The 12,980-nt window shown below is 61.5% G+C and carries 14 protein-coding genes; 9 read left to right on the top strand and 5 right to left on the bottom strand.

From position 1 onward, the window contains the following. Positions 1-110 precede the first annotated feature (110 nt). Positions 111-545 carry a large conductance mechanosensitive channel protein MscL gene (gene mscL / locus BWR18_RS14430; RefSeq protein ID WP_076630331.1) on the top strand — a complete coding sequence of 145 codons (435 nt, stop codon included), beginning with the start codon at positions 111-113 and terminating at the stop codon, positions 543-545. A 55-nt stretch (positions 546-600) separates the two neighbouring features. Here the strand turns inward: mscL and ald are convergent, their stop codons facing one another. Next, complete coding sequence (gene ald / locus BWR18_RS14425; RefSeq protein WP_076629166.1) at positions 601-1,719, bottom strand: alanine dehydrogenase; 1,119 nt, start codon at positions 1,717-1,719, stop codon at positions 601-603. A 134-nt stretch (positions 1,720-1,853) separates the two neighbouring features. Between ald and BWR18_RS14420 the strand changes: the two genes are divergently transcribed. The 4 genes from BWR18_RS14420 to BWR18_RS14405 all read left to right on the top strand — a co-directional run bounded on the left by BWR18_RS14420 (position 1,854) and on the right by BWR18_RS14405 (position 6,518). Beyond that, the gene (locus BWR18_RS14420; RefSeq protein WP_076629165.1) at positions 1,854-2,312 is read left to right on the top strand and encodes an Lrp/AsnC family transcriptional regulator; all 459 of its coding nucleotides are present in this window, start codon (positions 1,854-1,856) and stop codon (positions 2,310-2,312) included. A 113-nt stretch (positions 2,313-2,425) separates the two neighbouring features. Beyond that, positions 2,426-4,351: a PhoX family protein gene (locus BWR18_RS14415; protein ID WP_076629164.1), complete on the top strand. Its 1,926-nt coding sequence runs from the start codon at positions 2,426-2,428 to the stop codon at positions 4,349-4,351. A 140-nt stretch (positions 4,352-4,491) separates the two neighbouring features. Then, positions 4,492-4,785: a hypothetical protein gene (locus BWR18_RS14410; RefSeq protein ID WP_157598788.1), complete on the top strand. Its 294-nt coding sequence runs from the start codon at positions 4,492-4,494 to the stop codon at positions 4,783-4,785. Then, entirely contained in the window at positions 4,785-6,518 is a 1,734-nt protein-coding gene (locus BWR18_RS14405; protein WP_076629162.1) for a methyl-accepting chemotaxis protein, read from the top strand. The genes BWR18_RS14410 and BWR18_RS14405 overlap by 1 nt, the downstream gene beginning before the upstream one ends. Positions 6,519-6,610: 92 nt before the next feature. On the opposite strand, the gene rpsU is transcribed toward BWR18_RS14405, so the two are convergent. Together rpsU and BWR18_RS14395 are read right to left on the bottom strand one after the other, a co-directional pair. Beyond that, positions 6,611-6,817, bottom strand: coding sequence for a 30S ribosomal protein S21 (gene rpsU, locus BWR18_RS14400; RefSeq protein ID WP_005614280.1), 207 nt, complete (start codon positions 6,815-6,817; stop codon positions 6,611-6,613). A 110-nt stretch (positions 6,818-6,927) separates the two neighbouring features. After that, a complete protein-coding gene (locus BWR18_RS14395; protein ID WP_254684868.1) occupies positions 6,928-8,307 on the bottom strand; it encodes a CAP domain-containing protein in 1,380 nt (459 codons plus the stop codon). A 130-nt stretch (positions 8,308-8,437) separates the two neighbouring features. Between BWR18_RS14395 and BWR18_RS14390 the strand changes: the two genes are divergently transcribed. Continuing rightward, entirely contained in the window at positions 8,438-9,133 is a 696-nt protein-coding gene (locus BWR18_RS14390; protein WP_076629160.1) for a COQ9 family protein, read from the top strand. Here BWR18_RS14390 and BWR18_RS14385 read toward each other — a convergent pair. Further along, a complete protein-coding gene (locus BWR18_RS14385; RefSeq protein WP_076629159.1) occupies positions 9,116-9,463 on the bottom strand; it encodes a hypothetical protein in 348 nt (115 codons plus the stop codon). The two genes, BWR18_RS14390 and BWR18_RS14385, sit on opposite strands and share 18 nt — an antisense overlap. A 57-nt stretch (positions 9,464-9,520) precedes the next feature. Here BWR18_RS14385 and BWR18_RS14380 point away from each other — a divergent pair, with 57 nt between their 5' ends. The 3 genes from BWR18_RS14380 to BWR18_RS14370 all read left to right on the top strand — a co-directional run bounded on the left by BWR18_RS14380 (position 9,521) and on the right by BWR18_RS14370 (position 12,269). Continuing rightward, positions 9,521-10,510 (top strand): NAD(P)H-quinone oxidoreductase, encoded by a 990-nt coding sequence (locus BWR18_RS14380; RefSeq protein ID WP_076629158.1) that lies wholly within the window; start codon positions 9,521-9,523, stop codon positions 10,508-10,510. Between the two features lie 354 nt (positions 10,511-10,864). Next, the gene (locus BWR18_RS14375) at positions 10,865-11,449 is read left to right on the top strand and encodes a TetR/AcrR family transcriptional regulator (RefSeq protein WP_076629157.1); all 585 of its coding nucleotides are present in this window, start codon (positions 10,865-10,867) and stop codon (positions 11,447-11,449) included. Then, on the top strand, positions 11,409-12,269 hold the full coding sequence (locus tag BWR18_RS14370) for a sterol desaturase family protein (RefSeq protein WP_076629156.1): 861 nt from the start codon (positions 11,409-11,411) through the stop codon (positions 12,267-12,269). The genes BWR18_RS14375 and BWR18_RS14370 overlap by 41 nt, the downstream gene beginning before the upstream one ends. Here the strand turns inward: BWR18_RS14370 and BWR18_RS14365 are convergent. Next, on the bottom strand, positions 12,249-12,875 hold the full coding sequence (locus BWR18_RS14365) for a ribonuclease T2 family protein (protein ID WP_076629155.1): 627 nt from the start codon (positions 12,873-12,875) through the stop codon (positions 12,249-12,251). The two genes, BWR18_RS14370 and BWR18_RS14365, sit on opposite strands and share 21 nt — an antisense overlap. Between the last annotated feature and the right edge of the window lie 105 nt (positions 12,876-12,980).

Below are 12,980 nucleotides of genomic sequence, written 5' to 3'. Positions count from 1 at the left end.
CGAAATTCCCCGTCAAAATAGTCTTTGCTCTGTGAGCAGTTGTGTTAACCAATGTTCACGCACGCACCAAAAACAACATAACGCGTGCAAAAGCCAACAAGGGACGAAATATGCTAAGCGAATTCAAGGATTTCATTGCCAAGGGCAATGTCATGGACATGGCCGTCGGTATCATCATCGGCGCGGCCTTTACCGCCATCGTGACGTCATTGGTGGGGGACCTGATCAACCCCATCATCGGGCTGTTCACCGGTGGTCTGGATTTCACCAACAACTACGCCGTGCTGGCTGGCGACGTCGCCGCAGGCGCCTCGCTCGAAGCTGCGCGAGAGGCGGGCGCCGCCGTGTTCGCATACGGCGCCTTCCTGATGGCGGTCATCAATTTCCTGATCATCGCTTTCGTGGTGTTCATGCTGGTGCGCTACGTGAACAGGGTCAAAGCGATGGCCGAAAAGCCGCAAGAGGTGGAGCCGGAGGTGGAAAGCGGCCCGAGCGAGTTGGACATCCTGATCGAGATCCGCGATCAGCTTTCCAGACAGGGCTGATCCAAGCGCCAAGAACGCACCGCCGCCCGTACGCCTTGGGCGGCGGTTTTTACCACTACTGTTTAATCGCACAGTCAGGTGCGACCACGTCGATGCCCAAGGCCTTGCCGACCGCGTCAAAGGTCAGTTGGCCCGCATGCACGTTCAGGCCCGCCATCAGGTGCGGATCGTCTTCGCAGGCCTGCCGCCACCCTTTGTCCGCCAGCGCCAGCATGAACGGCATCGTGGCATTGCCAAGTGCGATGGTCGAGGTGCGCGCCACCGCGCCGGGCATGTTGGCAACGCAGTAGTGCATGATCCCGTCCACGTCATAGATCGGGTCTTCGTGGGTTGTTGCGCGTGACGTTTCGAAACAGCCACCCTGGTCGATTGCGACGTCTACGATGGCGGCGCCCGGCTTCATCGTCGACAGCTGCGCGCGGCTCACCAGCTTGGGGGCCGCCGCACCCGGGATCAATACCGCGCCGATCACCATGTCGGCTGCCGCCACCAATTCTGCGGTGTTGCCCGCGCTGGCAAAGCTGGTCTTGAACAGACCGGCAAATATGTCATCCAGATAGCGCATGCGGGGCAGGGACCGGTCCAGCACGGTCACATCCGCGCCCATCCCGGCGGCCACACGGGCCGCATGGGTGCCCACGACACCGCCGCCAATCACCACAATGCGCGCGGGGCCGACACCGGGGACGCCGCCCATCAAAACACCGCGTCCCCCATTGGCCTTTTGCAGCGTCCAGGCGCCCACCTGCGGGGCGAGACGACCCGCAACCTCTGACATGGGCGCCAGCAACGGCAGTCCGCCAGACGCATCGGTCACCGTTTCATAGGCGATGGCCGTGCAGCCCGAAGCCAGCAAATCATGCGTCTGCTCCGGGTCCGGCGCGAGGTGCAGATATGTGAACAGCAACTGCCCCTCGCGCAGCATCTTGCGCTCAACGGCCTGCGGTTCCTTGACCTTCACGATCATGTCGGCGGTGGCAAAGACCTCCTTTGCCGTGTCTACGATCGCGGCGCCTGCCGCGATGTAATCATCATCGGCAAACCCCGCGCCCTGACCCGCACCGGCCTGCATGGTCACCCTGTGGCCATGTGCAACCGCTTCGCGCGCGGCATTGGGCGTCAGCCCAACCCGGTATTCCTGTGGCTTGATTTCCGTTGGGCATCCGATGTGCATGGCTGATCCTCCTGTGGATGGCTCCAGCTTCGCGCATTCTGCTTGCAATCGGACACCGAAAATGGCTCGTGTTGGCGCATGACAGTCGAAGAAATCCGCGCCGAAGCATCAATTCAACGAAGGATTCTGCGCACATGACCCTTGACGCGACAGATCGGCGTATCCTGTCAGCCCTGCAAAAAAAGGGGCGCATGTCCAACGCAGACCTCAGTGAACGCGTGCACCTGTCCCCTTCGGCATGTCACCGCCGCGTGCAGCGGCTGGAACAGGCGGGCTACATCCGGGACTATGTCGCCCTGCTGGATGCGCGCAAAATGGGCGTGCCCACCACCGTCTTCGTCGAGATCACGCTGCAGGGTCAGGCGGACGAAGTACTCGAGGCGTTTGAAAAGGCGGTTGCGCGCATTCCCGATGTGCTCGAATGCCACCTGATGGCAGGCACGGCGGATTACATCCTCAAGGTCGTGGCCGAAGACACCGAGGACTTCGCGCGCATCCACCGGCAATCCCTCGCCCGCCTGCCCGGCGTGGCGCAAATGCAGTCCAGCTTTGCCCTGCGCACCGTGTTCAAAACCACCGCCTTGCCGGTGTGAATTGGCCCGCGACATAACGCCCAAGTTATCCATTCGTCACATAGCGGTGATGTTCATGGTGCACGCACACGCGGGGCGTGAATCGCCACACTCAAAACACTAGGGAGTTCACGATGAAAGACGCAGATATTCAGGATCTGTCCTTTGACGATTGGGACGAGCTGAAATTTCCACGCAAAACAACGCAAGACTTCGACGAGGTTGTCGAGCGCGCCATTTCGCGCCGCGGTTTTCTGGGCAGCGTGCTGGCCTTCGGATCGGGTGCCGCCGTCATGGGCACGGGCCTGCTGAAGGGCACGACGGCCATGGCCGGACAGTCCTCGCGCTTTGCCTTTGACCAGCTTGCGCCGCAAACAGACGGCACCGTACATGTGCCCGATGGTTACAAATGGGACGTTCTGGTCCGTTGGGGCGATCCGCTCTTCTCCGACGCGCCTGAATGGGACGCGACCACCGGTATCCCGACCGAAGGATCCGACCGTGTGTTCGGCGAAAACACCGACGGGATGGAGCTGTTCCACAAGGGCGGCACAGAACTGTTGGTGGTTAACAGCGAATATCCCAACCCCAAGATCAACCTCGCCGTCGAGCAGGAAGGCGCGTCCATGTCCGCCGACGACGTCGTGCGCCTGCAGAACTTCCAGGGCGTCAGCGTCATGGAAGTGACCGAAGGCGAAAACGGCTGGGAAGTGGTTGTCGACAGCCCCTATAACCGCCGCATCCACCACCGCACGCCCATGATCATTGACGGCCCAGCAGCCGGTCACGATCTGCTGAAAACCGATGACGACCCAACGGGCGCTGCCTCGCTTGGCACGTTCAACAACTGTGGGTCGGGCCGCACGCCCTGGGGCACCTACTTGACGTGCGAGGAAAACTTCAACGGTTACTTCGGCACCACCGAAGAGCTGTCGCTGGACGATGTGCACGCTGCCAGCTTCAAACGCTACGGCGTGAACACGGATGTCGAACCGGGCCGCTACAACTACCATAGCTTTGACGCGCGCTTTGATATCTCCAAGAACCCGAACGAGCCGCACCGCGCAGGCTATATCGTGGAAATCGACCCCTGGAACCCGGATGCGACCCCTGTCAAGCACACCGCTCTGGGCCGGTTCAAGCACGAGAACGCGGCCTATGCGCTGTCACCGGAAGGTCAGGTCGTGGTCTACATGGGCGACGATGAACGTGGTGAATACATGTACAAGTGGGTCAGCCGTGACATCTATGTCCCCGGCGGCGACACCTCGACCCTGCTGAGCGAGGGTCAGTTGCACGTGGCCAAGTTCAACGATGATGGCACCGGTATCTGGATCGCGCTCACGCCCGAAGACACCGGCATGACGCAAGCCGAAATCTCCGTCTTTACCCGTATGGCGGGCACGGCCGTCAGCGCGACGACTATGGACCGTCCCGAATGGATCGCGGTCAATCCCACGGCGGTCGAGGCCTATTGCTGCCTGACCAACAACTCGCGCCGCGGGGCCACCAATGATGACGGGTCAATCCGCACCAACGCGGCCGGAGAACCCATGGTGCCCAACGCGCCGAACCCGCGGGAGCTGAACAACTACGGTCAGATCGTGCGTTGGCGTCCCCATAACGACGACCATGGTGCGTCCACCTTCGATTGGGACCTCTATGTCATGGCGGGCAACCCCACCGTGCACAGCGACGGGCCATATGCCGGGTCGGCCAACATCAATGCGGGCAACCTCTTCAACTCGCCCGACGGGATGCAGATCGACACAACCGGTCTGATCTGGATCCAGACAGACGGCGATGACGACAACGAAGGCGACTTTGCTGGCATGGGCAATAACCAGATGTTGGCGGGTGATCCGGTGACAGGTGAGATTCGCCGATTCCTGACTGGCCCCAACGGCTGCGAAGTGACGGGCCTCACCTGGTCCGCTGATCGCCGCACGATGTTCGTGGGCATCCAGCACCCAGGCTCGCCGTTCCCGGATGGTGAAGGGTCGCTGCCCCGCTCGTCGATCATCGCGGTCAAGCGCGACGACAACGCGCTGGTCGGCTAGCGCACGGCTCATATCCGGCAGGCGCGGTATCCAGCGCCTGCCTTGATGGCGCGCCTTTGCAAAAGGCGCGCCATTGTCGTTTAGGCAAATGTTCAGAGATTCCGGCATAGAAAGCGCCCATCACATTTGGATGATAGGCAATGCGTGTATTTGTAATGATGGCCCTGTTGGGATTGGCGGCCCCGCTGGCAGGTTTGACTCTTCAGCCGCCCAAGCAATCAGATCTACGGCTGGTGTTTCTGGCGCCCTGGCAGGATGCCGATATGTTGGCGCAGTCTGCCGGCGGCACGCTGGTGGGCCCGCAACAGGCGCTCTTTGCCGCTCTTGTGCAAACGGATGACCCCGCGCGTTTTGATCAGCGCGCCCGGGACTTCGGCGCGTTCGGGGTACGTGACGGCGCTGTCATCGCTGCATTGTGCGGAGTTGCGTTGTAATGGTCGATATTCAAAGATCACTCGAAAAATCGCGCCGGCTCGCCGCCTACTGGATCCTGGTTGGCTGTGCCGTGTTCGCAGTTTTCATCGGCGCTGCGGGCCTCCTGCTGCCGATCTCCTCGCTCTGGCCCGCTGTGATGTGCTTCGGCGCGGTCGCGCTCGGCTTCTGGTCTTTCAAGCGTCGGCACAAACATTATTGCATCATCGTCGGCCAGACAGCCGTGGCGCAGTCCATCGGCCTTGTGGCGGCACTCAGCGGGACCGGGTGGCAGGTCGACGGGCATATGCTTTTCTTCGCGGCACTCGCCACCCTTGTGGGTCTGGTACATGTCCCGACCATCATGCTTGCAGCCGCGACGACCGTGCTGCACCACCTGTCGCTTGGCCTCGTCCTGCCGCACCTCGTCTTTCCCAGCGTGAACCTGCTGGAAAATGCCGAGCGCGCCCTGTTTCACGGGGCAATTGTCGGCATTGAAGTGTTCGTCCTGACGTTGATCGTACAAAAGCGGCTGGACATGACGCGCGCAGTGCATGCGGCCTTTCACGATGCTGACACCGCCTTTGCAGCGGCAGAACAGGCCAAACAGGCCGCGGAAGCGGCCCAGCATCTTGCGGAGGCAGAGGCGCAGCGCGCCCACACCGCCCAGTCCGAAGCCGAGGACCTTGTTCATGCGCTGACGAAGGAGAAAGCGGCGCGTGAACAGGCCATCGCCGCCAGTGACGCTGCCGATCTGCGGACGGCTGAGGCGCAAAAATCCATGTATGATGCGCAGTCCATCGTCGTCACTTCCCTGCGCGACGGGCTCGAACATGTGGCGCACGGGGATATGTCCTATCGGATCAACGCGGCTTTCCCCCAAGACTACGAGCCACTTCGCCGTGACTTCAATCGGGCTGTCGGCACCCTGGGCGATGTCATCGGCGACGTGATGCGCGGCACATCCGACCTGATGGACCTTGTGGCCGCTGTCGAGCGATCCGCCCATGACCTCGCCCGTCGGACCGAGGCGCAAGTGGCGTCGCTTGAAGTCACCAGCCACGCCGTGGACACGCTGCACGGCGCCGTGCGCGCGTCGACCGACAACGCACAGGCAACAGCCTCCACCGCGGACAAGGTGCGCAACGACGCCGTGGCGGGCGGTGAGATTGTTCGTCGCGCCGTAACCGCCATGGGCGGGATCGAAACTTCCTCCCGCGAAATTGCGAAGATAAACGCGGTCATGGACGGCATCGCGTTTCAAACCAATCTGCTCGCGCTCAATGCCGGGGTCGAAGCCGCCCGCGCAGGCGAGGCGGGCCGCGGCTTTTCCGTTGTCGCCTCCGAGGTGCGCGCCCTGTCGCAGCGCGCCACCGAAGCCGCGCGGGGTATTTCCGACCTTACGGAAAAAAGCAACGATCAGGTCCAGGCGGGCGTTGCATTGGTCACGCAAGCGGGCGACGCGCTGCAGGACATTGTTCAATCCGTCTCAGGCATGACCAGGTCTGTGCAAAAGATCGCGGACGCGACACAGGCGCAATCCGATCAATTGAGCGAAGTGAACGTCTCGGTCTCTGAGATCGACAAGGTGACCCAGGGCAACGCCACCATGTTCGAAAGCACAAATGCGGCCTGCGAATCGCTCACCAAGGAGATGAAAAGAATGATGGGAAGCCTCGCACAATTCACGCTCTCGCCACAGGCGGCACAGGGCGACGATGACATGCCCGCGCATGGTTTGCACGCCGCGGAGTAGGGGCCGGGGCAGCACTGCTTTCATTGTACAAACAAAAACCCCGAAGCCGGGCGGCTACGGGGTTCTTTAATTCAACAGCACTCACAAATGGCTCAAAGCAGCCCTTCGCGTTGCGCTTTTTTCCGAGCCAGCTTGCGGGCCCGGCGGATCGCTTCAGCTTTCTCGCGCGCTTTTTTCTCGGACGGCTTCTCGAAATGTTGCTTCAGCTTCATTTCACGGAACACGCCTTCGCGTTGCAGCTTCTTTTTCAGGGCACGAAGCGCCTGATCAACATTGTTGTCGCGAACACTAACCTGCATGTGGTTGTCACCACCTTTCTAGATAAGAGTTGCAAGGATTTGCAGGAGGCCGCCGTATAGCAAGGCCTCCCGCCTTTGTCCAGTGCCGCGCCGTTTTGATCAGTGCGACCTTAGAACAGGAAATCTCCGGCATTAAAGTCGTCAATATCGATGTCGATCAGAACCATCTTGTTCCCGTTGAAATCGTCAATGACCGCATGGGACCCCAACTGTTTCAGATGACCGTCAGACACCAAATCCTGGAACGATGTGATGGTGGTCACCTCGCTTAGATCGATGATTTCGCCAGCCTCGCGCCTATCGAAGTCACGCACGATGTCCCGGCCTTCAGAAAAGATGAAGGTATCGTCGCCTTCGCCGCCGGTCAGTGTGTCGTCCCCGGCGCCGCCGTTTAACTGGTCTCGACCACCGCCACCGTTAAGCCGGTCTGCTCCATCTCCGCCGTCCAGGATGTCACGCCCGATGCCTGCATCGAGCGTATCGCGACCCGCCCCGCCAAAAAGCCGGTCATCTCCGTTGCCGCCCTTTACGAAATCCCTGCCGCTCCCGCCGTAAAGATCGTCGTCTCCGACACCTCCATAGACACTGTCATTGGCGTCACCACCATTGATACGGTCGTCGCCGCCATTGCCGCTGATCCGGTCGTCTCCGGATCCGCCCACCATGACATCCTTTTGCTGGCCGCCGGACATCCGATCATCGCCCGCTCCACCATCCAAGGTATCCCGGCCTGTGCCGCCGAACAGAATATCATCGCCGCCGCGCCCGCTGACTGCGTCATTCCCGGCCATGCCGTCCAGCCGATCACTGCCTGTACCACCGATCAGGATGTCATTGCCGTCGCTTGGCCCTTCTACCGGGGGCGATTTCGGCGGCGATGTGTCCAGTTGGACTGGCGCAGATGTCGCCGCAAAGTTCTGCGTGACGTAAACCGCATCAAATCCGCGGTTGTCGCCGTTTTCGATTCCAATCCCGATCACTTCAAAATCAGGATTCAGGATATTGGCGCGGTGGCCGGCGCTGTTCATCAGTGACGTGTGCAGGTCCGCAACGTCGTCGGCAATTCCCGGTGCGCCGCGCTCGGATTGGAAGGCGATGTTTTCGCCCCAGGCCCAGTTGCCGGACAAAACAAACCCGGCATCCTCCATGCGATCGCCGGCGCTGGATCCTCCGATCCCTGTATGACTGAAGGCGCCGGTGTTCTCCATCCACGCACTGTGGTCTTCGCTGGCCTCGTTCAGGCGCAGTTCGAGCGTAAGCGGATCAATGCCCCGCGAGGTACGCTCTTCGTTAATCAGGTCGAGCATCAGTCGTTCAAATTCGCTTGCAACAGACATCTCATTTCTCTCTCTGGTTGAAAATCCACACCTCTTCTTTCCTGTGATCTGAGCAGGTCGGCAAGCTCTCTGTTTGTGCGCCGTCAATCGAGCGAAATGGCGCAGAAAACCCGGCCTTTTTGAGGCGGCAAACCGCTGTGCGACCGGCGCCAAAGATGTGTCGGCTGCTAATCGCCAGTGGGCATCAAGCCTTCGGGCAAGCTGGTGCCTGAGGGCGCGGCCAAGGGACGCAAATTTAAGGCGCGACCTTGTTTGACCGGCGGCTCCGCTCTACCATCCGGCAATGGAAAATACTCCGAACGACGTAAAAGACCGGCTGCTGGATGCTGCCTTGCTGCACGTGCCATTTGACGGGTGGTCCGAGACCACGCTCAAGGCTGCAGCGGTGGACGCAGATGTCGACATGGCTATGGTTCGTGCGGTGTACCCGCGCGGCGCCGTGGATCTGGCGCGTGCCTACCACGCGCGCGGCGATGACATCATGGTTGCCCGCTTGGGTTCAGATGATCTGCCCGACCGCTTCCGTGACAAGATTGCGGCAGCCGTACGCTTTCGCATCGAGGCGGTCACGGACAAGGAAGCGGTGCGCCGTGGCACGACGCTCTTTGCGCTGCCGATGTACGCTGGCGACGGGGCCAAGGCGATTTGGGGCACGGCGGACAAGATCTGGACCGCTTTGGGCGACACATCCGACGATGTGAACTGGTACACAAAGCGCGCAACCTTGTCCGGTGTCTATTCCGCGACGGTCCTGTATTGGCTGGGTGACGACAGCACCGACAACCAGGCCACGTGGGCTTTCCTCGACCGCCGCATCGATGACGTCATGCAGATCGAAAAGGTCAAGGCGCAGGTGCGCGACAGTAAATTCCTGTCGACACTTTTCGCTGGCCCGAACTGGGTGCTGGACCAGGTCAAAGCGCCATCGGCGTCACCGCACACGGACATGCCCGGCTCATGGTCAGCTTCGCGCGACTGACCACGCTACGATCACAACGATCTGAACGGCGACGACCACCAAATTGGTCAGCACAACCGGGCTGGCCACACCCACGGATAGGACAGTGGTCAGCTTGTAGGTGATTTGCACCGCAAACAGGGCAAAGGTCATGGGTACAGCCCACGCATGCTTGCCCAGATGGAGCGCAATCAGGCCAAGGCTCACAGCGGCAATGCTGATGTACACGCAGGTCAGAATGCGACGGGCCTCAGTATCCGGGCCAAAGGCGGCGTCCGCCCCGCCTGTCAGCAATGCAAGGACCACAGGCACGAGAACCGCGATGTTCAAACATAGCGCCGCAATCAGCATATGGCTTCCTTTCCCCGTGATGACCAAGGTACGGTGCGCAAAAGGAAAGGGATCAGAATGGGCCATGACATGAGCGCCGTCGAAATCAACGCACCGGGCGGGCCGGAGGTGTTGCAGCCTGTCACACGCCCCCGGCCGCGGGCGGGCCATGGGCAGGTCGTGATCGAAGTGGCCTGGGCGGGCGTCAATCGTCCTGACGCGCTGCAGCGCGCCGGACTCTACAACCCGCCTCCGGGCGCCAGCGATCTGCCTGGCCTTGAGGCATCTGGCACGGTGGTCGAGGTGGGCCCCGGCGTCAGCGACTGTGCCGTTGGCGATCAGGTCTGCGCGCTCCTGCCCGGCGGGGGCTATGCCGAATACGTCGCCACACCCGCCGCACACTGCCTGCCTGTGCCGGAGGGTATGGGGCTCAAACAAGCGGCCTGCCTGCCCGAAACCTACTTCACCGTGTGGTCGAACGTGTTCGTGCGCGGTGCTCTGACCGGCGGCGAACGGTTCCTGGTCCACGGCGGCTCTTCGGGCATCGGCACAACAGCAATCCAGCTGGCCCACCACTTCGGCGCGCGCGTGTTTGCGACGGCAGGATCGGATGACAAGTGCGCCGCCTGCCGCGATCTCGGGGCCGAGGTCGCCATCAACTACCGCGACGCCGACTTCGTGGAGGTGATGAAAGAGCAGGGCGGCGCCAACCTGATCCTGTGCATGGTGGGCGGGCCCTATATTCGCCGCAACCTGTCTGCACTGGCCGATGACGGGCGGCTTGTGCAGATCGCCTTCCTGCAAGGGCCAAAGGCCGAAGTGAATTTCGCCCAACTGATGACGCGCCGCCTGACCATGACCGGCAGCACGCTGCGCCCGCAAAGCGATCTGGCCAAAGCGCAGATCGCCCAGGATCTGCGCGAAGCGGTGTGGCCAATCCTGTCCGCCGGGCGCATCGGTCCGGTCATGGACTCTGAATTTCCGCTGAACGAGGCAGCCGCAGCGCACACCCGCATGGAAAGCTCGGGCCATATCGGCAAGATGGTCCTGGAGGTTGCAGGCGGCTAAGCCGTGATCCAAAGGCCGCTGCGCGACACCGTTCTTTAGGGGGCGCTGCCCGCGCCCTTCGGGCGCCCCCGTGGTATTTTAGTCAGAAGAAACTGAATATTTAGGTTAATGGGCTTCTCTCATCGCGCGGTACAGGCTGTGGAGCCGATGGCCGTGTCAGGAGAAGGGTTTGCTTTCCTCCTTCGCCCGCGGTGCTCACATTGGATGAGTGGCGCGGGCGTTTTCGTTTCTTCTGACCAAAAATACCACCGCCGGAGGCTCCGACACCCGCCAAGTGCACCGACGCCAGGCTGATACGCGCGTGCTGCAAGGGGTGCTCTTGAATTTGAATGCGAATCGAGACATATGTGTCTCATGCGAGACATAAATGTATCAACCGAAGCCCATATTCTCGAAGCGGCCTTTGCCGTCTTCAGTCAGAACCCCGGGGCATCCCTTGCGGATGTGGCCAAACATGCGGGCGTCGGCCGGGCCACTTTGCACCGCCATTTCGCGGGTCGTGACGATCTGATCGTTGCGCTGACCCTGACTGCGGCGCAGGAGTTGGACGAGGCGGTCGAAACGGCAACCGCGCATTGCCAGACCTACACGCACGCACTTGAGGTCGCGCTTGGCGCCATCCTGCCCCTTGCCGCACGGCACATGTTTCTGGCCACCGAACCCGCGATCAATGATCCCCGTGTGGCCGAAGTCTATGCCTCGCAAACCCGCGACCTGACCCATGACATCGACATGGCCAAGGCCGAAGGCGCCTTCGACCCGCATGTGCCGACCGAGTGGATCGTGCAGGCCTATGACAACCTGATTTACGCCGGCTGGGCCATGGTGGCCGCCGGCGATGCCACCCCGAAACAGGCCGCCGCCCTAGCCTGGCGCACCCTCACTCAAGGAACAGGAAATGACGCCCCAAGCGCTCGAAACCCTTGGCACCCGCATTGACGAAGTCTTCCTGTTGATCGGCGCCGCCATACTGCTCATCGAACTCGCCGAAGTGCTGTTCAAGGGCAGCCACAAGGGCCGCACGATCGCCGAAATGCTGGTCAGCGCCAGCACACAGATCCCCTCGATTGCCGTGCAGGTCTTCATCCTGACCGGCGCCTACATCATCTACTACATCCTCGCCGAAGTGGCGCAGCCCTGGCAGATCCCGCTCACATGGTGGGGCATTGCACTGGCCGTCATCGCCGCCGATTTCACCTATTACTGGGAACACCGCATCGCGCATCAGGTGCGCATCCTCTGGACCCAGCACGCGGTCCACCATTCCTCGCGCGACTACAACATCATCACCGGCATCCGCTTTGGCCCGCTCGAAGGGGTGTGGAATCTGATCATGCACATCCCCCTGGTTTTCCTCGGCTTTTCGCCTGAGATGATCTTTTTCGGCATTATCGTCGTGCTGGCCTACCAGACCTGGATCCATACCGAGGTCATCGGCAAACTGGGCTGGTTCGACAAAGTCATGAACAGCCCCGCCAACCACCGCGTCCACCACGGCTGTGACGACAAATATATCGACATGAACTACGGCGGCATCACCGTGATCTGGGACCAGCTGTTCGGCACCTACCAGGCAGAGGAGGAAACGCCCCGCTACGGCCTCAAGCGCGACTTCGACAGCCGCAACCCGATCAAGGTCTGGTTTTCCGAACTGCCCGGCCTCTGGCACGACGTCACCCGCGCCCGCTCGTGGGGTGAGGCATGGCGCTACATGATGCGGCCTCCGGGCTGGAAACCCTCAGCGGACCGGGGTGAATAGCGCGTCCTTCACCGTGCAGTCCCGCACCACATCCTGCCCGCAGGGCACCGGATCAAGGTCGCGGGACAGGCATATCCGGGCCTCCTGGATATGCCCCTCGCGGCAGGTGATCGTCACGCCATCGGCCCCCATCCCAGGATTGGCCTGCAAAAACGCTTCCTCCACCACAGATGCGGGCAGCTTCACCGTCTTGTCCAGCTTGCGAAAGACCTCTGGCCGGACCACCCTGCCGTAGGCGTCGCGCGACAGCGCATAATAAGCAGGCGCCGACAGTCCGGAACACACCCCATGCTTTTTCCACTGGTGCCACGCCAGACCGGACGTCCCCATGATATCCGCCATATCCCGTGTCATCGCCCGGCTTGGCGGGCGCTCTGCCGTTGGACAGTATTCAGGATAGCCGCGATGGTATTGCGGCCACAGCCCATGCAGGATCCAGCCATAGTCATGGCGTGTATCGCACTGGTCCGACCCGCGCGCATCTCCCTCATAGGCGCACCAGTTGGGCGACCAGCTCAGCGACAGAACGTAGTAGTCGAATTCCCCCGACCGATCCTGCGCCCACACCGCGCCCGCCATCACCAGCCACATCAAAACAACACGCATCAGGCTTTCCTTTTCCGTTTCAGCCGACTATATCCACGCGACGTTCCCCGACAACGGAAACCGCCTTGAGACCCAAGGCAGCCCATTTCAGGCGACGGGACAGTT

Origin of the sequence: Tateyamaria omphalii (assembly GCF_001969365.1) — a bacterium.
In the GTDB taxonomy this organism is placed as follows: Bacteria; Pseudomonadota; Alphaproteobacteria; order Rhodobacterales; family Rhodobacteraceae; genus Tateyamaria; species Tateyamaria omphalii_A.
This window is presented reverse-complemented; position numbering and strand designations above follow the sequence as displayed.